We start from the raw sequence: 20642 nt of genomic DNA on the forward strand, positions 1-20642 counted from the left end.
AGGGTGTTGAGCTGGGTACCTGCTCCCTGGCTGACACCGGGCGTAGGGCCTGCCGGGGGTGGCCGAAGGGCGCCCGCCCGCTCGTGTCACCCCCGGCCCCCGCACTACCCTTGTGGTGGCGCCGGGCTTGCGGCCGGCGCCACCATCCCTGACCGCAAGCAGGGAGCACCATTGCCGAGGACCGTCGACCCTCGCTTCCCCAGCGAGCTGCGCCGCCTGCGCCAAGAGCGTGGCCTATCCGTGCGCGGCCTCGCCGCCCTCGCGCACCAAAGTCACGGCCACATCAGCGACCTGGAGAGCGGACGCCGAGCACCGCTGCCCGACGTCACCGAACGCCTGGAGACTGCCCTCGGCGTGGCCACGGGGACGCTCGCCGCCCTCGCTGAGACTCGGATTGAAGACGACGACGGCCTCGACGCCGTGGAGCTCGCGCGCCGTGTAACCGCCAGCGACGTCCGCAGCGCCCTGCCTCGCCTGGAGGGGGCGGTTGACGGCCTCGCCATGGCGTACGCCCGCCGCCCACCAGAGGAACTGCTACCACGTGCACGTCGCAACCTGGACTACGTCGGCGAGCTGCTCGACAAGCGCAAGACGCTCGACGAGCACCGCCGCCTCCTCGTCGCCGGCGGCTGGCTCTCCCTGCTCGCCGCCACGCTACGGATTGACCTGCGACATCGGCGCGCAGCCGATTCCCACCTGACCACCGCCCGCGAGCTGGCGGAACAGGCCGAGCACCGCGAGATCCAAGCCTGGTGCTGGGAAACCGAGGCATGGGACGTGCTGACTACGGGCGACTATGCCCGCGCCGTCGCCCTGTCACAGCAGGCCCAAGACGTTGCGCCGGCTGGCAGCTCGGCGCTCATCCAGGCCACTGCGCAGGAAGGCCGGGCGTGGGCGCGCATGGGACGCGGTAAGGAGACCAGGGATGCGCTCGGCAGGGTCGAGCGCCTCGTGTCGCCGCTGCCGCGCCCGGAGCGCCCAGAGCACCACTACCAGTACGACCCGGCCAAGGCCCTGTCGTACACGGCTACGACGCTCGCGTGGGTCGGCGACGCGGGCGCGGAAGCCTACGCGCGGACCGCGCTCGACGAACTGGAGGCCGCAAACGACGGCGTACAAAGGCCGCGGCGGATCGCGTCGGCACGCCTGGACTTGGGGCTTGCGCTGTTGGCTGCGGAGAAGGTCGATGAGGCTGCGGACGCCGCGCGCCTGGCGATCACCTCGGGGCGCGTGGTGGCGTCGAACTGGTGGCGCGCCACGGAGATCGTCAGGGCCGTTGAGGAGGCTGGCGTCGGTGAGGCCGCGTCCGAGCTTCGTGACGCCTACGAGACGTTCAAGCCGCGTCCGCAACACGATCGGGTGACCGCCGGCTGAATTTGCGGACACTGACGGTCCTTTGCGGACACCAAAGTCCTGGATGTAACGGCTGGTGCCGGCGAGGCTACGGGGTGTCGGGTCGGCTTGGGGCTCGCCCTCCAGGTCGACCCGGCCCGCCAGGCCAGCGTGTCGAGGGTGTCCCCGGCACGGACCCGTCGCCCGCTGGCCTGGCACCAAGCCGGGTGCGGCGGCTTGCTCGGTACCCTCCGCGGGCCACCGCACCCCCAAGAGCCGGCGCGGCGGCTCGTGGCCCCCCAGACTCGGGCCGTCGCGCCATCCACCACCTGGAGGAGCGCGATGCAGGACCGGCAGCGATGGTTTGCCCGACGAACCGGCGGCGAGATGGTGTACGACGCACCCGGCAGAGCTGAGCTTGTCGCCCACCCGGCGCGCGGCGTGGCCCGCGTAAACGAGCAGGTCACCTACTACCGACGAAACCCCCTGCTCACGCTCGGCCAAGAGCACCGAGCGCCGACACCGTGGTGGTACGGGTGACGACGACCGCGACGGACCAGCACACCCCGCAACGACCCAGCTGGGATTGCAGCTGCTGCGGAAAGGACTGGCCATGCTCGCCCGCCCGCATCCAGCTCAGCGAGCAGTACGGCCCGCGTCGGACCGACTTGGCGGTGTACATGGCCGTCCAGCTCGGCCACGCGGCCGGCGACCTGCCCGCCGCCACCACGTCTACGCAGCTGTACGAGAGGTTCATCGAGTGGACCCGGCCTTGACCGACGGACCCGAGGCGAACCCTGAGCTGATCGCCGCCGTCGTGGCCACCGATGACGAGCTGCTCGGCGCAGCTATTGCGCTGGGCGAGCACTCCTTCCAGCACGGCCACGCGGTCGGGACAGGTGACTGGCAGCGAGCCGGAGCGGAGCACCGCAACACGGTGGCGACGCTGGCTGTTATCCAGCGCCTTGTTGACCAGCTGCGAACGGAAGGAACGAGCGGTGGGCGATCAGCTTCCAAGGGACGAGCAGGCCAGGCAGGAGAAGGGCAAGGAACGCCACGAGCCGCCAGCGAAGCCGGTCAAGGGGGCGCCGATCAATCCGCCGCACCGAGAGCGTAGCCAGAGCTGACCCGAACAGCCTGGGACGCAAAAAGCGCCCCCGCCGCCCATGAGGGCAGCGGGGGCGCTCTTCTGTGTGCGCGGGGCGGATGGGCGTCGGTCAGCGGATGAGCTGGGGCGGCTGCGGCGCCGACGCCAGCCACGGCAGGTACGTGCGGAGCCAGGCGTCGACGCCCGGCAGCGCGAGCACGCGGGTGACGGCGGCCGAGACGATGACGACCTGCCCGATGGCCGGGACAGTGTCGATCCCGGCCGTGGCCGCGATCGTGGGTACGAGGGAGATCCCGCCGACCGTAGCCGCGAAGATCGTGCGTACCGTGGCGCGCCACGGGTGCCGACTCTGTGTGGATGTGGCCGGTGAGCTGGAGCTTTGGTGCATGACTCACTCCTCCTTGACTTCGAACGCGTGTTCGATGGATGCTGCGGGGATGGACATGGTCAGCCGGCTCTGGAATGGGAAGTGGGGCAGGGCGCGGCTCGACATCTGGGTCGACCGCGACGGCGACCAATGGCACGTCACAGCGCGCATCGGCGGCCCCGAGGGCGACGTCATCCCGTACGGCGCCGGCGGTGAGGGCGCGGAAGACGCGGTGGCGTACATGGTGGACCGGCTGAAGGCCACCGCGCCGGGCGATCAGGAGTGGCAGGACATCACCGACACCTACCGGCGGCCAGACCGCTAGTTCGCGTCTGCGCCGGTGGCCTGGACGATCGCCGTGATCTGATCCTTCACCGAGCTGCCACCATTCGGCCGCAGCTCGCGCTCGATTCCCGCCACCCGCCGATCGAGCGCGCGGGACGTGGCCGCCTGCTCGCCCTGCTTCTGCTCGATGCTGGCGACCCGGGCCATCAGGGACGGCCGGGCCGGCTGGCCCTCTCGCTCTGGCTCGCCGAGGACGTCATCGAGGAGGTGGCCGAGCTGGCGGGCTCGGCGCAACACCCACCGGCTGGCCTTCCCGATCAGCACGATGGCTCCGCCGAGGACCACGATCGCGCCAGCGGCGCCGAGCAGCCAGTCCACCTCAGCCTGCCGCCAGGAGCTGGCCGACGGCGGCCGCGCGATCGCCGAGCGCAGCACGCAGCAGCGCAGCCGTCTCCTCCACGCTGTCGGCCTGCAGCGCCTGCACCACCTGCTCGTCGACGTCCCGCACCGCCAGGAGCAGCTCGTCGCTGGCAGCGTCGATCTGCTCGAACTCGGCCCGCAGCCGCGCGGCGACCTCCTCGTCGACCGCCGCCACCGCGGTGGTGAGGGCGTTCACCTTCTGCTCGATGGCGACGATCCGCTGGTTGATCACGACGGGCTCGCCGCGGGTCGGTCCGCCGGCGACGGCGAGCCGGCCGGCGGTGATCCCCTCGATGCGCCAGATGAGCGCCCTCTGGTCGGGCTCCGGTATTCCGGCCATGAATCCCTCCTCCTGGTCGAGCAGGCCCCACGGCCTGGTGTCCTGCTCCGCCGTCGCCGACTGGCGGATGCTGAAATGCACGTGCTGGGTGTGCGGGTTGTCGCCGTGGTACGCGCGCCGCTGCCAGCCGTCGTCCTTGTCGGCGATCTGCCGGTTGTAGATCCAGTAATGCGACGAGGGGTGGCGCTCGAACGCCCCGATCACGGCCCAGACGTCGACGCCGTCCTTGTCCATATCCCAGGCGTCGACCGACCCCCGTGAGTTCGGGTTGTGGTCGGACTGGGTCGCCTGGTGGGCGGCGTCTCCGATCGTGCCGTCGGATTCCTTGCTGCGGGTGGGCCAACGCTGGTTGACCTCCGACCTGCCCACCGCGAGCGCGGGAGCCAGATACCACGCCATGACTGCCTCCTTACGCGACGATGAGCCGGTCCCAGTCCACCGCCATCGACGGCTGCTCGGACGTGGCCACGGTGGTGGACAGCGAGCCGCCACTGTTCTGGAAGGCGAACAGCTCGACGAAGTCGCCCTCGTCCAGCTCGACCCTGATGGCGCGGGCCGCGTAGTAGGCGGTGCCGCTGGCGGTCGGCGGCTCCAGCGTGCTGGAGCCGTTGAGCGCGGTGCCGTTCCTCGCCCATCTGCTACCGCGTACCCCAGCGTTGCTGGCCGCCCATCCGACACCGCCACCGAGCAAGTAGATCCCCGGATACCGCGCTGTGTACCGCGAGGTGTTGCTCGATGTGGAGTGCCCGCCGACGCCATCCGGGTCGTCGTCCCAGTCCTCAACCCCGAAGGTGAGCGCGGTCCACGTGTTGTTGGCGATCGCCTGGTTGGTGGCCTGCCGCAGCATGGCGCTGGGCTTCCGCATGAGGAAGCGGACAGGATCGCGCAGGTAAGCGTTCAGGTTGGTGCTGTCGAGGGCGTCGACGTCGTTGGTCCACGTCGCCTTGGTCTCGGGTACGGCAGGCATCGAGACCCCCTCAGTAGGCGATGATCGCGTCGGCGGAGACAAGGTCGCCGACCATGGGGCACGGCGGCGGTACGCCTGGCTCAGGGCCCAAGAGCGGCGATGTATTGAACTGGATCAAGCGCCGCCTGCCGGGCCCGATCGTGTGCCGAATGCCCTGGACGAGCAGGTGCGGCACGTCCTCCGGCGAGCCGTCCGGTAGGTCCGTGATCTCGATCCGGTCGCCCACCTTTAGCCCGAGCAAGGCTTTCCGCTCGGCGAAGCTCCGGCGCAGCATCCGGATCACAATGCTCGGACAGCGGGTCCGCATCTGGCTCAGCGCGGCCAGGAGCCACCCCGCGAGGTTGCCGGGGTCGGAGTCGATCGCACTGTCCAGGTCCACCGTGAGGCCGCGCACGCCGTACCGGGAGCGCTTGATGCGGTCGATCCGGCGGGCAACGCCGCCGCCCGTCCGGGTCACCACGACGTCCGTGACTGGTGGGTCTGGGCGATAGCGCAGACCGCGGTATCCGATCCACCCGAACGGGATCTCAAGGGCAACGGCCTGGTTGTACCGCTGCGACCTCGGCACCACCGTGATCTTTCCGTCGCCAGAGGTGATCAGCGTGTCCTGCCCTGCGCGCGCCGTCGCGCGGAAGGCATCCGCTGGGTTAGCCCCCGCCAAGCGAGCAACCTGGAGAGGCGTCGACGCCGCGGCCGACACGTCCAGCTCCGTCGATGGAATACCTGCGTACCCGCCCAGCGTGACGAGCCGCTCAGCCACCGTCTGCCGCTCCAGCCCGCGGTACCCGTGCCGGTGCTGGGCGACATGGTCCGTGTACGTCATCGTCGAGGTGTCGCCGACCCGGACCTGCACGTGGCCGATCGCGCCGATCCAGCCGAGGCCGATGCCCATCTCGGTGACCGTGTGCGCCCCGGGCGCCGTGATAGTGCCGGACGCCACCATGTCCGTCCCACACCACAAGTCGACAGCTCCCGTGGCGCAGTTGACCCTTCCGGTCACCAGCCGCCACTCGTCGAGCTCGATCTTCCGGCTGCCGCTGACCTGGCCACCAGGGACGGACGCAATAGACGAGTCGACCCCCACGCCGGTGAGCTGATCGTCCTCGATCCAGATGAATACATCGTCAGCAGGCGCCCTGAGTGTCACAAGGATCGAGTTCGGCACCCACCCATCCGGGTCGGGGCGAGACTGCACCCACACCGAGATCGCGACGGTGTCTGTGGCACCAACAGGGATACTGACCGGCGCGAGCAGGTACGCGCGAGCTAGCGGTGCTGTGCCGTCTGATACGACGTCCCACCGTGCGTAACGCTGGTCGTCTCCGGGGGGTCCATCAGCGTCTTGCGCGCGGATCAAGTCGGCGGGCTCAGCTACCACTGACAGATCGAAACCGTTGACTACCCGGCGGACGGTTGCATCGCTAAGCGTGGACATGTGCGGGTACGGGTCAGTGAACGGAAACCACTCGGCCAACTCGCCACCCTCGGTGCGGATGTGCTCGGCAAGGGTGCCCTCGAACGGCGCCGCCGACTCCAACCGGCCGATCCAGTCGACCGCCGTCACCGTCACGGCCTGCTGCGAGTTCGGGTCGACGATGGGCATGTCCGGGATCGTCAGGAACCCTGTGCCGAGGTCGAAGGTGTCGCCGTCGACGGTTTCCCGGACCTGGCAGCGGCGGCCCTGCTCCCACTTCTCGTACAGGTCGCTGCCCGGGTTGCGCGGTGTGAAGCGGTTGTCGTTGTTGCGGACCGCCCAGGCTTGCTCGGTCGGTTGGATCTCCGCGCGCTCGTCCTGTCGGCCGATCTCGACCACGATCTCCCGGCCGCCCTCGCCGTAGTGGAGCCGGTCGTTGAGGCTGGTCCAGACCGGGGCTGGGTCATCCGGGTCGCTGTCGAGAGCGACCCGGACCGTAATGTCGGGATCGGCCACCAGGCGCCTCCTTACGCGATGCCGAGGTACGGGCCGACGTCCTGCCCGCGCAGGCTGGCGGCGTCGACGAGCTGGTCCTTGATGACCCGCCCGTCAGGCCACTGGAGGATGATCCGCAGCACCCCAACCAGGCCCGCCATCGCGGAGCCGCTGGCGAGGGGCTGGACCTGGGCGCCGCGGCCGAGGCGGACGAGCTCAGGTCCGGCGTCGCCGACGACGGCCAGGCCCTCGCGCAGGATGTTGCCGCCCTTGGCCAGCATCGGAATGTTCGGCGTGGAGATCGTCCCGCCGCCTACGCTGCCGATGCCCGGGATGGACACGCTCGGGATGCTGAAGCTCAGGTTGTTCCACCTGGTGATCACCCAGTTGAGCGCCGACTTCAGCGCCGACTTGATCCCGTCGAATAGACCCGAGAACGAGAGGCGCTTCTTCAGCCCGTTGGCCTTGGTCACGATCCACTCGATCTTGTCGCCGACCCAGGACGCCACCCCAGTCACAGCGCCCTTCACCTTGCCGAACGCATCGACCCAGAACGAGATCCACTCGATCACGAAGCCGATCCCGTCGATCAGCCGCGCGAAGACCTCGGTGTAGAGCATGTAGAGAACGGGCAGCAGGTTCGCGATCACCCACTCGGCCACAGCCTTCACGACCGCGCCGAACTGCTCCAGCTGCTCGCGGTTTTCGTCGACCTTCTCCTCGACGCCCTGCCAGGCGCTGATCAGCCGGTCGAGCGCGTCCTCGCGGATCTGCCGCAGGACCGGGATGACCTTCTCCTGGATCCACGACCACAGCGTGCGCAGCGCCGGGACGACCCGCTGGTCGATGAAAGCCGATGCCTTGCCCAGGAACTCCTGGGTGTCCGGATCGTCAGCGACCTGCTGAAAGAGGCCGATCGCGCCGCCGGCCAGCTCGGTGAGCTGCCCCATCGCCTTCCGCTTGAATGACTCGATACGCGTCGCGGCGTTGTCGTTAAGGGTCTCGCCCATCCGGTCGGCCGCGCCACCGACCTGGCCGAGCATCGCAACAGCCTCGGACGGGTCCAAGGCGTAGAGGGCGTCACCGAGGTCTTCCGCTTTGGTGCCAAAGAGCGCCACCGCGGCGGCATCCCGCTCGGCCGGGTCCTTGATGGCGCGCAGCCGGTCAAGCACCAGGTCGAGCGCCTTCGCCGCACCCGGCCCGCCCCGTGCGAAGATCGCGGCCATCTTGCTGGCCGACAGCCCGATAGCATCGAAGCCCGCCTTTGTGGACTCCGAGCCGTCGATCGCCCGGATCGCGAACTCTTTGAGCGCGTCCGCGACATAGTCTGTGTCACGCGCACCGGCCCGCAGCCCCTGCGTCAGCAGCCCCATCGCCTGCGCACCGGACAGACCCAGGTCCCGGAACTTGGTCGAGTACTCGGTGACCGTGTCGAGCAGGTCGTCTGCCGGGTCGCCTGTCTCCTGGAACCCCCTGGTCAGGATGTCGAGGGCCTCGGCGGCGTCCTTGGCGAGCCCGTTGCGGATCATCTGGCCGACGGCGCGGGCGGTCTCGCCGACCTCCTCGTCGAAGGCCGTCGCAAGATCCATTGCCTTCGCGGTGACGGCCTCGATCTGCTCCGAAGACTCGTCCTCCATGACGGCGCCGGCCTGCATCACCGCGCGGATGGCCTCGGTGACCGCGCCCATGCTTTCGCCGTAGGCGTCGGCGTAGAGGTTGCCGGCGATCTCGCCGAGCTCGGCCGACCACTCCGGGTTGGAGCCGCCGAGCTGGGCGGCCAGCTTGTCCTGAGCGCGCTCGACGTCGAGGGCCTGGACGAAGGCCACGCCGAGCGCGAGGGCTGCGGCGGTGGCGGCCGCGACGGCGCCACCCTTGAGTAGCGGCCCGAGCTTGCCCAGGAAGCCACCGCCGGTCGCCTCGCCCGTCGCTTCGCCGGTGTCCTTGGCGATCTTGACGTAGCGGCCCTTGGCGTCCCGCAACCTGCCCTCGCCGCGCTTGAGCCCCTGCTCCATCGGCCGGTCGTCGGCCTTGAGGATGGTGGACAGCTCGCCGAGCACGAGCGACATAGCCACCTCCTCGGTGACGGATGGGTGACAGCCGGTCTTGACGCAGCCCGATAGCGTGCGCCAAGTCACAGGCGACGACAGGAGGCCGGTGTGAGGGCACGACACGCGTGGGTCGCCGCAGCCGCGGCAGTGTTCGCACTCGGCTGCGGAGCCGGCGGCGCCGGCGAAGACAAGGCCGACGAGCCGCCAGCGACCACAGCACCAGCGGTCGACATGTCGGCAGCGCTCGCCGCAGCTGGCATCCCGCCCGCGCCGGAGGCGAAGGCCTGGACCGCCTACATCGCCGCGCTCCGGAAGATCGACCCCGCGATCGTGGGCGATGACGAGGAGAAGGCCGTCGACCGCGGCCGCAACCAATGCGGCTCGGTGAAGGAACATCCGGACGACGAGGCGAAGCTGGTCGACCTGACCAACAAGCGGTTCACCGCTCCCGGCCACTCAGCCGGTTTCGGCAAGGCCAAGGCGACGAAGATCCTCGCTGCGGTGCGCAAGTACATCTGCCCCAGCTACTGATCCTGCGGCTCGTCGCCTGCCTTCGGGGCGAGTGCCCGGTACACCCGGCAGTCCGTGGTGAGCAGGCCCAGGATGCGGGTCTTCAGCCACCGCCAGGACCGGGCCTTCATCAGCGCCCGGTCCTCGACGTCAACCCCGTATACCTGGTGCAGGTCGGCCTCTACATCCGCCCAGAGGGTCAGGACGGCTTCCCACGTGACGGGGCTGCCTTCTTGGCTGCGGCGGACTTCCTCGGGGTACTCGTACCACTCGTAGAGGCCCGAGACCGGGTCGCGGCGGCCGCGGCCGTACGGCTCCCGCCAGTCGCCTTCTTCGCTGCCGCCCGACGCTCCTGCCGGTTCGTCGGGCGCATTGCTTCCGGGCGGCCACCAGCCTGCCAATAACGCGTGGCAGCCTCCTCGCCCCCGATGATCCAGATGTAGGCCGTGGCGCCGCAGAACTCCACGAAGTGGTGCGGCACGTCGTCGGCCATCATCTCGTCGTACGCGGTCCCGAGTACCCGCTGCTGGAGAGTCAGGTCACCCTCCAACTCCGGCAGCGCGTTCACCCGAGCGACGGCCGCAGCCATCTCCTGCTCGGTGTCCGCAGCAGAGATGGCGCCGGCAGCGCGCGCCATCCGCTGGCACCACAACCCCAGTTCCGCGTTCGGAAGCGGGACGACGTACTTCTGCCCCCGGACGGTGAGCGTGAGCCCGGGGGAGAAGTACTCGTCGAGGTCGCCGAGTACGGCGCCCATCAGACGTACACGTAGTTGTCGGCGGTGCCGCCGGTCGCCGAGGTGCCCTCGGCGGTGGTGACGGAGACGTTGACCGTGGAGGCGGCGACAGCCGGGGCGACAGCGACGATGTGGCCGTCGTTGACGACCTCGAACACCGCGGCGGCGACACCGAAGTCGACGTCGGTGGCGTCGGTGAAGTGCTGGCCGTAGATGTTGACCAGGTTCCCGCCCGCTGCCGCGCCGGTCGCCGGGTCCAGGCCGGTGACGACCGGGTCTAGGTTGGCCAGCGGGTTGACGATGTCGGCGAGGGCGCCTTGGCCCTGGAGGACGACGTCGACGACGTTGCGGCCCTTGCCGCCCGGCGGAGTCCACGTCTTAACAAAGACCCTGCCCTCGGAATCGTGGCCGGAGTCGATGCCGCTGCGGTGGTAGAAGCGGACGCCGAACTCGGCCTGCTCGACCCGCATCGTGCGGTGCTTCTTGAACTGGGTGCGCAGAAAGGCGTGGATGGGGTCGAGAAGGGTGCCGGCGAGGTTGGTGGAGTAGGCGAGCTTGCCTTCGATCCGCCACTTGTAGCCGGTATTGGTCTCCCGCCCGGCGCCGTCGTCCTCGTAGTTCTCGTCTTCCTCAGTGCGGAGTTCCTCGATCAGCTTGGCATCTTCGATGCCCATGAGCTGGTTGTAGGCCACGGCGGGGAACGTCGCGGTGTCGATGTCGATGCGGTACTCCCGCGCGAGGTCGGTCACGCGGGTAGTTGGGGTCGTCGCCATGACGCCTCGCTTTCAGTCGGTGCGGTTGGTGGTGGCCCTCATGGCCTCGACGTAGTAGTTCTCGCTGCGCTCCCAACGGTTCTGGGCGTCCTGGCCGAGCGAGGTGTAGGACTGCCTCCACATGTCCACGACCGCGACGGTGTTGAGCGTGGCCCGGCCGAGCGAGTCGAGGTCATCGAAGATCGCGTCGGCCAGGTCGTCACACACGCGGGGGTCCTCGGTGCCGCGTACCCGGATCTGGATGGCGCTGGTGTGGTCCTGCATCCCGCGTAGCGCGGTACCGACTGGATACGGGGCGAGGGTGATCAGCAGGTTGGGCGTCTGCGGGATCGCCCGGATCACGATGGCCGTCTCGTTGACCATGTAAGCGCCGGTGGCCCGCCAGGTGCCGATGCCGGCCGTGTGAAGGCGCTGGGCGATGCCAACGAGCAGGAGGCTGGTCCAGCCTTCCCCGGCCACCGGTCAGCCCTCCAGCGGCTCGCCAGCCGCCTCCGCGATGAGTGCGATCATGGTGTCCGCCTCGGTGCCCATCGGCTCCTCCAGGTACTTGGCTTGCTTGCCCTCGTCGTGGCGGAAGGTCAGGTCCTCGTGCTGCACGGCGGCATACGGGCGGTCAAAGTAGACGGCGACCGCGCCGTCGGCCTCGTCCTTGGAGATGTCGCCGGAGCGCTCGAGTTCGCCCTCCTCGTGCGGCGCCAGGTCGGACGAGACCTGGAGCAGGTGTTCGCCGGCCAGCTCCAGGCCCTCGAAGCTGGCGCCTTTCAGCGCCGCGAGGATCTCGTCGCCGTGCCATTCGAGGACGAAGTCTTCGTCGGCCATGGCGGTCACCTCACTCCAGGGCCAGCTCCCAGTGCGCGGGCAGCGGGTGCCCGTGCGGGTCCTGGTAGGACGCTGCGAGGACCTTGGTGACCGCCCCGGTTGGCAGGGTGACCCGGGAGCCGACCGGCAGGACCGTCGCAGGCGGCGCGTACACCGTGGTCGACGAGATCACCACACCACCGGCGGCATCCTGGGTCTGTACCTGGACGCGGCGGCGGGTGTGCTCGATGACGCAGCCCTCGACGTCGACGGGTGCCGCGTAGGTGTCCCCGTAGGCGCCGCTGCCCTCGTACGCCTCGCCGGTGATGGTGTGCGGCTCCGGGATGTTCTCGGCCAGGAAGGCTGCCCAGTCCATCAGCAGTAGCCCGGCTCGGAGGGGCCATCGCCGGTCAGGCCAGCCTGCTGGAGCACGTTCCAGGCTTGCTCCCACAGCGCGCCGATCTTGACCGGCGAGGCGGCGTCGCTGCCTCCCGTCGCGCGCTGCACGGAGAGCCGGCCGAGCGTAAAGCCGCCGGACGTCCGACCCAGACCTGAGGTGTTGCCCGCACCGAGGTTGCCGGCGACCTGTTCCAGGGTCGCCATCCGCAGCGCCTCCAGGTACGCGTCGGAGGTCGGCAGGCCGTCGTCGTCGACCTCGTACACCGCGCAGAGAAGCGCCCGGTTGACGTCCCTGCTCGCCCGTACGAGCAGCAGCGCTGCGTTCGCGGGCGTCGACCCCAGCCAGTCCTCCAGGTCGTCGACCGAGGCGTATGCGCCTGCAGCCGGCCTGGCCAGCACGGTAACGACCTCGTCGGCCGTGACCGGGTCGCCGAGGTAGGTTCCCGCCCAGGCGGCGAGGTAGTCGCCCTTAGGCAGTGCGTCTGGGGTGGCCCACGGGTAGCCGTAGGTGCCGGTGCCCGGGTGCGTGATACCTACCGAGGTCGGTCCGACGACCGCGGCGCCGCCGGCGATCGGGGTGATGGTGATGGTCAGCCCGGTCACGTCGACGAGTGGCCCATCAGGGTAGGCGCGCATCCGCGCGACGAGGGTGACGGTGCGGCCCTGCACCACGCTAGTCATCGAAGTCCACCGCCCCGAAGTTGATCGCGTGTATGCGGAAGCTGTAGTTGGTGTCCGCGTAGACCTGCCCGGCACCGCCTGTGCCTCGACGCACCAGGGCGATCTTCGCGTCGCCGGACACGAGCATGGGCGCGGTGACTTTGAAGATCGCCGAGCCGGGCGAACGAAGGTAGGTGTTGTCCGTGTACCAGCCCGGCTCGCCGTCGAAGTCCGGTGCCGCGCCGTTCGTCGAGCCGTACTCGACGATGGCGTTGGCGGCGCCCAGTGCCGCGAGGTCCAGCGCGATGCCGCCGCCCACGATGGCCATGAACCGCGCGGATACCTGGATCACGTCGTCGACCGCAGCCGGGATGACCACCGCCAGGTCCTCGGTGCCGTTGTTGCAGACCACGAAGTTCCCGCTGGTGTTGGAGCCGGCCACGTTGCCCGAGGTGATCCGCTTGCGCCGGATGACGACCGTGGAGCCGCCTCCGCCTTCGTGGGTGTGGTCGCCAGCGGCCACGGTGCCGGCAGCCGTCCCGACTGCGCGGGTGGCGGAGTCGCCGAGGCCGAGGTTGGTGCGCGAGGTGCTCGCGCTGGCCAGGTCAGAGAGGTTGCTCGCACGCTGCGCTGAGGCGGCGATAGCGGCGGCCTGGGCGGCGTTCGCCTTCGACGTCGCGCCGGCCTGGGTCTCCAGCGTGCTGGTGTCGGCGATGCCGTGCACGCTGGTGCTGTCCGCGTTGTGCGTGGTCACTGCGGCGTCGGCGTATGCGCGGTCGCCGTGTGGATCGCTGGCCCCCGCGTGCGCCACCACCGCGGCGGCCGCAGTGCCGGCAGCATCGGCGCCGACCTGAGCAGCGTTCGGCAGCACCGGTGTGCCGTGTGTGTGGTTGCCACGCGAGTAGGCGGTGGCGTTTCCGGCGGAGGCAGCCTGGCCGTAGGTCGTTTCGGAGACCACAGTCGTCGACGGCGTTCCGCCCCCGCCGCCGTTGTTGGCCACGTACTCCTCGGATGCGGCTGGGGAGCCGTCCTCGAGGACGAGAGGGCCGGTCATGGTGCCGCCGGCGAGGTCGAGCTTCGTGGGGTCGCTGGTGTCGGCGTAGCCGTCCGCAGCCATGGCACCTCCCCGGCATGTGGTGAGGGGTGCCCGGCCGCCGGGGTGGGTGGCGGCCGGGCACGATCAGAAGGTCAGGAGACGATCGCGATGGGGCACTTAGCGACCCCGGTCTGCGTCCCCGTAGCGGCCGGGAACACCCCGTCCAGCCCGGTGCCGAACGTGAAGCCCAGCGCCCTGCCGCCCACCGCGGCCGAGGCAGTGACGATCGGCGCGCACCCCAGCAGCGTGTTGACCGTGGTGGTGGCCGTCGTCGTGGTGGCGACGATGTACCAGCCGTCTTCCTCGATCACCTGCGGCGTCGCGAGGGCAAGCTGCTTCTTGGTGTTGACCGCCCACGCCGTGTTCGTGATGTCGGCGGACTGGGCCAGGAGCGCGCCGTCCGGGTCGTACAGCGCGTGCGCTCGGTGGGTCGGCCCGTTCTCGGCGGTGTTGCCCGCGACGAACGCCAGGTTGGTGACCAGGTCGCCCTTGCGGAGCCAGATGCGGGTGCCGATGGCCACCCCGGAAGCGGTGGCGGCCAGGTCGGACGTACACGCCCAGGCCGGGATGTTCGACCTGACGAACGCTCCCTGGCTGATGCCAGGAAGGGCGTTGAATGCCAGGTCAAGGGCCGCAGCGTCGGCGAGCGGTCCCTCGTAGTAGCGGCCGAGTACCGTCATGCCGGCTCGCCTCCCTTCGGGCCGAGCACGAGCTCGGCGAGCTGGTCGCGGGTCTTGGCGTCGGCGTCGGCCTGGGCGAGACGCTTCTCGCCGGCGGCCTCGGACGTCACGTAGGTGACCCAGTCGGCCTTGGACGAGCCGCGCGTCGGCACCTCGGTCGGCTTCTCCTCGGCGGGCGGGTCGGCGTCGGGCTCCTCGATGTCGGGCTCCTCGATGCCGAGCTGCTCGATGCCGTACCTCTTGCGCTCGAAGTAGGCGAGCGCACGACGGTGCTTCTCTTCCGCGGTGTCGATCGTCGCGGAGCCGTCGGCGAACGCGACGCCAGCGACCAGACCGGTGTACCCCGCAACCGGGGCTGTGATCTTGTACCGCATCACTGCACCTTGACCTTCCGGAGCACGCCGCAGCTCTTGGTGCTCTTCAGCACCATGGCCACGGGGCCCATCTCGACCTCGTAGGTCTTGACCGCGCCGGGCTCGTCCTGCCGCGGCAGGTACGTCTCGACGAGCGGCTTGTTGGACACAGCCGCGCCGTGCAGCGCGTCCATGCCGAACGTCGCCGCATAGAGGTCGGTCAGCCCGGTGATCGTGCCGCCGCCGCCGGCCTCGTCCGCGTCCGCCGAGTAGATCGGCACGATCGGGCTGGAGCCGGTCTGCCCGTTGCCGAGGTCGACCAGGACCCAGTCGCCGTACCGCTCGATGCGGCGCCCCAGGTCGTCCTTGTCGGCCGTGTACATGCCGGCCCAGCGCGCCAGCGCACGGATGCGGGTCACGCTCTTGTTGTTGCCGAGGATGGCCTTCTCGCCGGGCGGGAGCGCACCCGGGACGCCGAGGTCACCGCCGCCGGTCTTCGACGGGGTGATCAGGGACAGCATCTCGTCGAGGCGGTCCAGGGCCGCCATCGCGAGCGCCTGCGTGATCACCGTGCTGGCAGTCCAGTCGAGGTACCCGGCGCTGACGCCGTTGTCGAGCGGGTCGTACTCGGTCTCGGTGCCGGTCAGGCTCTTGTCCAGACCGTCGAAGCCGAGCACGTCGACCGCGACGTCGCCGTTGATCAGCTCCTCCTGCACCTTCTGCTGAGTGCCGGTGAGCAGCTGCTGCATCTGGAACGTGGCCTCATTGGTGGACGCCTGGCCGAGGTTCCGCAGGACCCGGTCGATGTTGAACGCGCCGCCGAGGGGCTTGAGGTCCACGGTGTACCGCTGACGCTGCGCCTGCCCGGGCGTGTACTCCGTGTTCAGAGCACGGAATGCTGCACCGCGGGGCGTGGTCAGTCGGGTGTAGCCGTAGGTGAGGGTGGCGCCGCCGGTTGGGTTGACGACGTCGTCCCAGACGATTCGGTCCAGGAGCCAGGAGTACCGGCGCAGGTGGTCGATCACCGCGAAGGCGACGTCGTCCTGCACGTTCACCTGGGCCTGGGCGAGAGTGATAGCCATTCGGCTACTCCTGTCCTGGTTGGTGAGTGTTAGCCGCTGGCGGCGGCGAGTGCCGCGCCGAGCGAGGATGGGCGTTGCTTGCCGCCGCCTCCGCTGCCGGTGTGGTCCGCTCCCTGGCGGGCCGGCCCTTGGCCACCCTGGGGAGCAGTCGCGGCGAGCTTGGGGTTGGCCTTGATCGCGTCCTTGATCGCGGCCGTGACGCTCTTCTCGAAGTCGGTGGCCGTCGGGTCGAGCTCGGCCAGGGTCTTCATGAAGCCGCGGCTGTCCTGGAGCGCGTCGACGTCGCCGCCGGCCTTGCCTGCGAGTTTGAAAAGCGCGTTCTCGATGGACAGTTCGCTGATCTTGGCCTGGGCGTCGGTCAGCTCCTTGGCGACCTTCGCCGCGGTGGCGGCCGGGTCGGTCTTCGGGTCCGGCTTCAGCCCGAGCGCGATGAGGACCGCGTCGAGCTTGGCCTGCTGGTCCTGCTCTGCCTTCTGGCGCAGCTCCTTCTCGCGCTTGGCGTCGTCTCGGGCCTTGCCGAGGTCCCGCATTGCACGGTCGGGGTCGAGGTCGCCGTCCAGCTTGGGTTTCTTGGCCGGGTCGTCTCCGTCGCCGGCCTTGCCGGGGTCGGTGTCGCCGGTACCGGGGCCCCCGCCCTGGGGGTTGGGGTCGCCGGTGTCGCCGGGGGCGTCCCGTCGCCAGCCGCCGCGTGGTGCACGGATGCTGGGGATGCCGGACAGGGCGCAAGCTGCGGCGATGGTGCGTGTACGGGTTTTGTGCATGGTGAGGTGCCCTCCTTGAGGGTGCTCAGGGTTGACCCAGCCGGCCTTGCCGGTGGGAGCAGAGGGTGAAGAGTCGGGCTACTGCTCGGCGGGGCGCAGCTGCGTGTACCCGTTGGACCAGCTGCGGAGAGCCTCAGCGACCGGCGTGGTGGTGGGTAGGTGGCGGGTCACGTCCTCGACTACCTGGCGGGCCTTGCCCGTCTCGTAGGAGATCTCGTCGCCGTCGACGGTGATTCGGTCGAGCACCTTGCCCGACCTCACCGATACGTACTCGATGATCATCCGAGGAGTCCCTTGCCCTTGGCGTACGGCTCGATGGCGCGTAGCCGGCCCATCATCCCATCCCACCAGTCCAGCCGACTCAGTCGCTCGAACTCGGAGCGCAGCGCGCGGAGCCGCTGATCGAGCCTGCGGATGTCCGCCGGCGAGAGCGGATTGTCGCGCCAGCCGCCCCCGCTGGTTCCGAACGCTCGCCACCAGTCGTCTCGCAGCTCGGGTGGCCGCCCGGGCGCGTTGTACTCGTCATCGAATGCGAAGGCCGCGCCGTGGTCGATCGCCCTGATCTGGCCGCCGCTGACGAGCAGGTTGCCGCCGTTACGGTCGACGTTGCCCATGAGCAGGTCGGCGAGGCCCAGCCGTGCGCCTTCGTCACTGGCCATCAGCGCGCTCGCCGCAGCGTCGTCCAGCTCGTCGAAGACGTCGCCGTCGAGGTATTCCATGTAGACCTCGTCGCGGCCGGACCGGTGGATCTCCGGCGCGCGGACGCCGGTGGCGCGGGCGACCAGGGCGCCCAGCTCCTCGGCGTCCTGCTGGTCGACGGCCGGGATGCCGGAGGAGTCCTTGGCGCGCTTGCGGACGGCCTTGGTGCCGTCGGCGAGGGTGACCAGTTCGGTTTCGGCCATGACGCCGCCGCCGAGCTGACGCCGTTCGGTGATCCCGCCGGCGACCCGGTCCCCGAGCATCGGCTTGGGCGCGGCCGCGGGCGTCGGGGTGGGCTTGGGCGGCGTCGGTGTAGCCGGCTGCGCGGCGCCACCAGGGGGCCGCTGGCGCGGCAGATTGCCAGCCCCCGGCGTCTCCCGGTACGGCAGTCGCTTCAGCTCTGGGGTGGCCTTGAGGTGGTCGCGCATCGCGCCCTGCCACTGCCGCACCTTGGCCTTCGCGGTCGCCTTGCCAGCGTCGTCCAGGGCGGCGAGCTCGCGTTCCTTCCACCGCCGGATATGCCGCTCGATGGCGCGCTGACGCTGCTTGGCCTCGTACCCCTTGGGGTTGGACAGGTCGCCGGTCGGGACCTTGGTAGCGCCGGCGATGTAGGCCCTGAGCGCGTGTGTGCAGTTCGGGTGCTGCAACCCGGCCGCTCTAGCCTCCTCGACGCTGCCGGCGATGTCGACGGTGACCGTGCCCCGGCCGACCGCGGACTCGAGTTCGACGCGGCCGCGGAGCCTGCCCGAGATGGAGAGGACCTTGCCCTCCCAGGGCCGGCACTTGGGGCACTCGCGCGGGCTGTTGCTGACGATCACCGTGTCGACGCCCAGCCGGGTCAGCCGGTCTGTCTGGCCCTGCACCGCGGCGCGCTGGGTGACAGTGCGCGTGCCCATCTCGACGTACGACGACAGCCGCCACTGCCTGCCCGCCGCGTCCGTGAAGCTCGCGATGCCCTGGTCGACGAACCGCGAGTACGCCCACTGGGCGGCCTGCCGCCGCGTCATCCCGCCGGCGACGGAGACCGCAGACGCCTGCTGGATCACCGACCGGTACACGTCCTGCACGTGCCTCAAGACGTTGCTGTGCTTGGCGCCGATGTCCTGGACCAGGGCGACAGCGAGGTTCTCCACCACGGCCGCCCGGATACCGGTCTCGGCGACTGCGGAGGCGGCCTGCACGGCCGCCGGGTTCCTGGGCAGCACCTCGGCGGGGATACCGGTCGTCGCGGCCCCTGAGCCCGTCCTGTACGCCTCGGCGAGGCTGTCCCGAATGGCCTCGGCGGCCTCGTCCTGGACCACCGCGAGGATGGCCTCGACAGCCTGCCGCAGGGTCGCCAGGGCGCCGAGCCGGTTGACGGCCCAGTCTGCTGCGTCGATCCCGGCGGCGAGCTGGCGGGTGACCTGCTCGACGATCGCCCGCTCAGCGCCCTGGTACAGCTCGACCACCGAGCGGGTGATCTCTTCGATTTGGTCGCCGGTGAGCGCCACGGATCACTCCTCGCCTGGCGGGGCCTCCTCGCCGGTCGGCTCGTCCGGGTCGTTGCCGGCCAGCGCGCCCAGCGCCCCACCAACCTCGATCGGGGCTGGCTGGTCGCCCTTGATCCGATCGACCTCCTGCTTGACCTGGGTGTCGTCCCAGTCCGGATGCAGGGTGCGGACCTTGGTCTCGACCGAGATCGCCTCGGCGGCGTGGAGCAGCTGGAGCGTGCGCGCCACGGTCTCGGGTGCTTCGCTGACGCTGTCTCCAAACTCGACGTTCGGCAGGATCGGCTCCGGGCCTCGCCTGAACGCAGCGCGCTCGACGGCCAGGTGGAGCTCCAGGTACTTCGCGATGCCCGGCCGCCACGCCCCGGTGATCCGGTTGCCCCTGGTGGTGAAGCTTTGACGCTCGCGGGCTTGGACCTCGGTGGCGGTGACCGCGACTTCGCCCTCCTCGCCCAGCGTCTGGCTGGACAGTCCTGCGTGGCGGAGGGCGACCTCGACCAGGGCGTCGATGGTGGCCTTGTGCTCCACGTGCCGGATCGGGAAGTCGGTCATCGTGATGGGGGAGCCGCCACCCTTGTCGTCCGGGAGGGCGTTCAGCGCGGTGAAGACGGCACGCTCGGCGTCGAAGACGGCCCCTTGGCCGGGCCCCTTCGACTGGAGCATGTAGTCCGGCACCAAGATCCGCGCCCGTGCGAGGCGCAGCTCCTGCATCCACAGCGTCCAGCCCTCGTCGACGCTGTCGAACCACTGCTCGTTGCCGTCGAAGTCGGACTGGCCGAGGTGCTTCAGGCCGGCCGCGGTGCGCCAGAGGCGCTGCGGGCCGGCGTTGGGGATGCGGACGACGTCCAGGCGGTCGAGGCCGGTCGGCTGCGAGCCTTCGGCGTCGACCAGGTCGGCGAGGTAGGCCGTGGCGGGGTGCTCGGTGTAGGGCACTGCGCGGCCGAGGTGGGTGGGGCTTCCCTCGTACAGGGCGTAGGTGATCCGCCCGACCCGGGTGGTGCCGGGGTCGCCGACGACGTCGTGGTGCTCCAGCAGGCGTAGGACCGTCTGGCCCTCTTGCAGGATGGTCGACCAGAACGTGACCTCGATGAGGTGACCCCAGCGGATGGTTGGCAGCGCACCGTCGGCGTGGACGACGTCGGGGAAGGCCCGGTCGGGGTAGATGTCCCGGTCGATGACCGGGCGCAGGTACACGTCACCGAACACGCTGTTGGCTTCGGCCGCGTGCAGGAGCGTCGCGTTGAGGCCGTCGTCGACGAGCTGGTCCAGCCGCGTTTGTACCTCGACATCGTCCGCGGTGAGCTTGGGCGGCTCGGAGAAGATGAGGTTGGAGGCGGTGCGGGCGAGGTCGGCGGGGAGTGGGCAGTGGAGCCGGCCGTCTCGCTGGCCTTGCGGCGGCGGTGCGCCCCATAGCCAGCGGGAGAGGGTGCCGACGAGTCCGCCGGCGTACTGGCTGGCGCGTACCCGCTGGGACGGCGGAAGGCTGTTGCTGGTCAGACCGCGGCCGTTGTAGACGTCGCGGAGGCGGTCGGTGTTGCCGACGTACCAGGCGTCCCAGTCCCTGTAGCTGGCGTAAGCGGGCACGTACGCGGGCGGGGGCCAGGCGCCCTCGGTGGGCATCGGCATGACGGCCTGGCCTCCCTTCCAGATCAGGTGGTCCGGCATTCCGGTGCCGCTGCCGGTGACGGTGGTCGACGTGGTGGGGAGCAGCGTGTGCTCTACCGGTCGGGGGGTGGCCTCCTGCGAAAGAAGGCAGACGATGCAGAGGACGACGCGCTTGATCTTGCTGCTTGCAGGCATGGCAGGAGCATGCGGTCAATCCGGCATTCATT

General features: G+C 69.9%; 25 protein-coding genes. 3 read left to right on the plus strand and 22 right to left on the minus strand.

The annotated features are described in order from the left end of the window. Positions 1–171: 171 nt before the first annotated feature. On the plus strand, positions 172–1374 hold the full coding sequence (locus tag QMG73_RS13120; RefSeq protein WP_281895112.1) for a helix-turn-helix domain-containing protein: 1203 nt from the start codon (positions 172–174) through the stop codon (positions 1372–1374). 448 nt (positions 1375–1822) lie between these two features. Here the strand turns inward: QMG73_RS13120 and QMG73_RS13125 are convergent, their stop codons facing one another. Beyond that, a complete protein-coding gene (locus QMG73_RS13125; RefSeq protein ID WP_281895115.1) occupies positions 1823–2260 on the minus strand; it encodes a hypothetical protein in 438 nt (145 codons plus the stop codon). 289 nt (positions 2261–2549) lie between these two features. Beyond that, positions 2550–2828, minus strand: coding sequence for a hypothetical protein (locus QMG73_RS13130; RefSeq protein WP_281895117.1), 279 nt, complete (start codon positions 2826–2828; stop codon positions 2550–2552). Positions 2829–2877: 49 nt separating this feature from the next. Here QMG73_RS13130 and QMG73_RS13135 point away from each other — a divergent pair, with 49 nt between their 5' ends. Continuing rightward, the gene (locus tag QMG73_RS13135; protein ID WP_281895119.1) at positions 2878–3132 is read left to right on the plus strand and encodes a hypothetical protein; all 255 of its coding nucleotides are present in this window, start codon (positions 2878–2880) and stop codon (positions 3130–3132) included. Here the strand turns inward: QMG73_RS13135 and QMG73_RS13140 are convergent. The 5 genes from QMG73_RS13140 to QMG73_RS13160 are packed head-to-tail and all read right to left on the minus strand — an operon-like array spanning position 3129 to position 8794. Next, a complete protein-coding gene (locus QMG73_RS13140) occupies positions 3129–3470 on the minus strand; it encodes a hypothetical protein (protein ID WP_281895121.1) in 342 nt (113 codons plus the stop codon). The genes QMG73_RS13135 and QMG73_RS13140 overlap by 4 nt on opposite strands. Position 3471: 1 nt before the next feature. Next, entirely contained in the window at positions 3472–4251 is a 780-nt protein-coding gene (locus QMG73_RS13145; RefSeq protein ID WP_281895123.1) for a hypothetical protein, read from the minus strand. 10 nt (positions 4252–4261) lie between these two features. Then, positions 4262–4819, minus strand: coding sequence for a hypothetical protein (locus QMG73_RS13150; protein WP_281895125.1), 558 nt, complete (start codon positions 4817–4819; stop codon positions 4262–4264). A gap of 10 nt (positions 4820–4829) precedes the next feature. Further along, positions 4830–6749, minus strand: coding sequence for a hypothetical protein (locus tag QMG73_RS13155; RefSeq protein ID WP_281895126.1), 1920 nt, complete (start codon positions 6747–6749; stop codon positions 4830–4832). 11 nt (positions 6750–6760) lie between these two features. Further along, positions 6761–8794 carry a phage tail tape measure protein gene (locus QMG73_RS13160; RefSeq protein WP_281895128.1) on the minus strand — a complete coding sequence of 678 codons (2034 nt, stop codon included), beginning with the start codon at positions 8792–8794 and terminating at the stop codon, positions 6761–6763. A 90-nt stretch (positions 8795–8884) separates the two neighbouring features. On the opposite strand from QMG73_RS13160, the gene QMG73_RS13165 reads away from it, so the two are divergent. Further along, entirely contained in the window at positions 8885–9307 is a 423-nt protein-coding gene (locus tag QMG73_RS13165) for a hypothetical protein (RefSeq protein ID WP_281895131.1), read from the plus strand. On the opposite strand, the gene QMG73_RS13170 is transcribed toward QMG73_RS13165, so the two are convergent. The 15 genes from QMG73_RS13170 to QMG73_RS13240 form a co-directional block, all read right to left on the minus strand. Beyond that, the gene (locus tag QMG73_RS13170) at positions 9301–9489 is read right to left on the minus strand and encodes a hypothetical protein (protein ID WP_281895376.1); all 189 of its coding nucleotides are present in this window, start codon (positions 9487–9489) and stop codon (positions 9301–9303) included. The two genes, QMG73_RS13165 and QMG73_RS13170, sit on opposite strands and share 7 nt — an antisense overlap. Further along, complete coding sequence (locus QMG73_RS13175; RefSeq protein ID WP_281895133.1) at positions 9486–10043, minus strand: DUF7426 family protein; 558 nt, start codon at positions 10041–10043, stop codon at positions 9486–9488. Before QMG73_RS13175 ends, QMG73_RS13170 begins: the two co-directional genes overlap by 4 nt. After that, positions 10043–10795 carry a phage tail tube protein gene (locus tag QMG73_RS13180; RefSeq protein ID WP_281895134.1) on the minus strand — a complete coding sequence of 251 codons (753 nt, stop codon included), beginning with the start codon at positions 10793–10795 and terminating at the stop codon, positions 10043–10045. Before QMG73_RS13180 ends, QMG73_RS13175 begins: the two co-directional genes overlap by 1 nt. Positions 10796–10807: 12 nt before the next feature. After that, on the minus strand, positions 10808–11254 hold the full coding sequence (locus QMG73_RS13185) for a minor capsid protein (RefSeq protein ID WP_281895135.1): 447 nt from the start codon (positions 11252–11254) through the stop codon (positions 10808–10810). 3 nt (positions 11255–11257) lie between these two features. Beyond that, a complete protein-coding gene (locus QMG73_RS13190; RefSeq protein ID WP_281895138.1) occupies positions 11258–11614 on the minus strand; it encodes a hypothetical protein in 357 nt (118 codons plus the stop codon). Positions 11615–11624: 10 nt separating this feature from the next. Next, the gene (locus QMG73_RS13195; protein ID WP_281895139.1) at positions 11625–11969 is read right to left on the minus strand and encodes a hypothetical protein; all 345 of its coding nucleotides are present in this window, start codon (positions 11967–11969) and stop codon (positions 11625–11627) included. Further along, positions 11969–12673, minus strand: coding sequence for a hypothetical protein (locus QMG73_RS13200; protein ID WP_281895141.1), 705 nt, complete (start codon positions 12671–12673; stop codon positions 11969–11971). Before QMG73_RS13200 ends, QMG73_RS13195 begins: the two co-directional genes overlap by 1 nt. Continuing rightward, complete coding sequence (locus QMG73_RS13205; protein ID WP_281895144.1) at positions 12666–13769, minus strand: hypothetical protein; 1104 nt, start codon at positions 13767–13769, stop codon at positions 12666–12668. Before QMG73_RS13205 ends, QMG73_RS13200 begins: the two co-directional genes overlap by 8 nt. Before the next feature lie 71 nt (positions 13770–13840). Then, positions 13841–14428: a hypothetical protein gene (locus tag QMG73_RS13210; protein ID WP_281895147.1), complete on the minus strand. Its 588-nt coding sequence runs from the start codon at positions 14426–14428 to the stop codon at positions 13841–13843. Beyond that, entirely contained in the window at positions 14425–14802 is a 378-nt protein-coding gene (locus QMG73_RS13215) for a hypothetical protein (RefSeq protein WP_281895149.1), read from the minus strand. Before QMG73_RS13215 ends, QMG73_RS13210 begins: the two co-directional genes overlap by 4 nt. Continuing rightward, a complete protein-coding gene (locus QMG73_RS13220; RefSeq protein WP_281895151.1) occupies positions 14802–15863 on the minus strand; it encodes a major capsid protein in 1062 nt (353 codons plus the stop codon). Before QMG73_RS13220 ends, QMG73_RS13215 begins: the two co-directional genes overlap by 1 nt. A gap of 29 nt (positions 15864–15892) precedes the next feature. After that, the gene (locus QMG73_RS13225; RefSeq protein WP_281895153.1) at positions 15893–16624 is read right to left on the minus strand and encodes a hypothetical protein; all 732 of its coding nucleotides are present in this window, start codon (positions 16622–16624) and stop codon (positions 15893–15895) included. 78 nt (positions 16625–16702) lie between these two features. Then, positions 16703–16906, minus strand: a complete 204-nt coding sequence (locus tag QMG73_RS13230; protein ID WP_281895156.1) for a hypothetical protein — start codon at positions 16904–16906, stop codon at positions 16703–16705. Next, a complete protein-coding gene (locus QMG73_RS13235; protein ID WP_281895159.1) occupies positions 16903–18813 on the minus strand; it encodes a phage minor capsid protein in 1911 nt (636 codons plus the stop codon). The genes QMG73_RS13230 and QMG73_RS13235 overlap by 4 nt, the downstream gene beginning before the upstream one ends. A 3-nt stretch (positions 18814–18816) precedes the next feature. Further along, the gene (locus tag QMG73_RS13240) at positions 18817–20610 is read right to left on the minus strand and encodes a phage portal protein (RefSeq protein ID WP_281895162.1); all 1794 of its coding nucleotides are present in this window, start codon (positions 20608–20610) and stop codon (positions 18817–18819) included. Between the last annotated feature and the right edge of the window lie 32 nt (positions 20611–20642).

Source organism: Phytohabitans aurantiacus (assembly GCF_027923225.1).
Taxonomy (GTDB): Bacteria; Actinomycetota; Actinomycetes; order Mycobacteriales; family Micromonosporaceae; genus Phytohabitans; species Phytohabitans aurantiacus.

Excerpts from the sequence above, each read along its gene's own strand:
- QMG73_RS13130 (WP_281895117.1), bottom strand. The coding sequence starts at position 2,828 with ATGCACCAAAGCTCCAGCTCACCGGCCACATCCACACAGAGTCGGCAC.
- QMG73_RS13135 (WP_281895119.1), top strand. The coding sequence starts at position 2,878 with ATGGACATGGTCAGCCGGCTCTGGAATGGGAAGTGGGGCAGGGCGCGG.
- QMG73_RS13145 (WP_281895123.1), bottom strand. The coding sequence starts at position 4,251 with ATGGCGTGGTATCTGGCTCCCGCGCTCGCGGTGGGCAGGTCGGAGGTC.
- QMG73_RS13150 (WP_281895125.1), bottom strand. The coding sequence starts at position 4,819 with ATGCCTGCCGTACCCGAGACCAAGGCGACGTGGACCAACGACGTCGAC.
- QMG73_RS13160 (WP_281895128.1), bottom strand. The coding sequence starts at position 8,794 with ATGTCGCTCGTGCTCGGCGAGCTGTCCACCATCCTCAAGGCCGACGAC.
- QMG73_RS13175 (WP_281895133.1), bottom strand. The coding sequence starts at position 10,043 with ATGGGCGCCGTACTCGGCGACCTCGACGAGTACTTCTCCCCCGGGCTC.
- QMG73_RS13180 (WP_281895134.1), bottom strand. The coding sequence starts at position 10,795 with ATGGCGACGACCCCAACTACCCGCGTGACCGACCTCGCGCGGGAGTAC.
- QMG73_RS13190 (WP_281895138.1), bottom strand. The coding sequence starts at position 11,614 with ATGGCCGACGAAGACTTCGTCCTCGAATGGCACGGCGACGAGATCCTC.
- QMG73_RS13195 (WP_281895139.1), bottom strand. The coding sequence starts at position 11,969 with ATGGACTGGGCAGCCTTCCTGGCCGAGAACATCCCGGAGCCGCACACC.
- QMG73_RS13200 (WP_281895141.1), bottom strand. The coding sequence starts at position 12,673 with ATGACTAGCGTGGTGCAGGGCCGCACCGTCACCCTCGTCGCGCGGATG.
- QMG73_RS13205 (WP_281895144.1), bottom strand. The coding sequence starts at position 13,769 with ATGGCTGCGGACGGCTACGCCGACACCAGCGACCCCACGAAGCTCGAC.
- QMG73_RS13210 (WP_281895147.1), bottom strand. The coding sequence starts at position 14,428 with ATGACGGTACTCGGCCGCTACTACGAGGGACCGCTCGCCGACGCTGCG.
- QMG73_RS13215 (WP_281895149.1), bottom strand. The coding sequence starts at position 14,802 with ATGCGGTACAAGATCACAGCCCCGGTTGCGGGGTACACCGGTCTGGTC.
- QMG73_RS13220 (WP_281895151.1), bottom strand. The coding sequence starts at position 15,863 with ATGGCTATCACTCTCGCCCAGGCCCAGGTGAACGTGCAGGACGACGTC.
- QMG73_RS13225 (WP_281895153.1), bottom strand. The coding sequence starts at position 16,624 with ATGCACAAAACCCGTACACGCACCATCGCCGCAGCTTGCGCCCTGTCC.
- QMG73_RS13230 (WP_281895156.1), bottom strand. The coding sequence starts at position 16,906 with ATGATCATCGAGTACGTATCGGTGAGGTCGGGCAAGGTGCTCGACCGA.
- QMG73_RS13240 (WP_281895162.1), bottom strand. The coding sequence starts at position 20,610 with ATGCCTGCAAGCAGCAAGATCAAGCGCGTCGTCCTCTGCATCGTCTGC.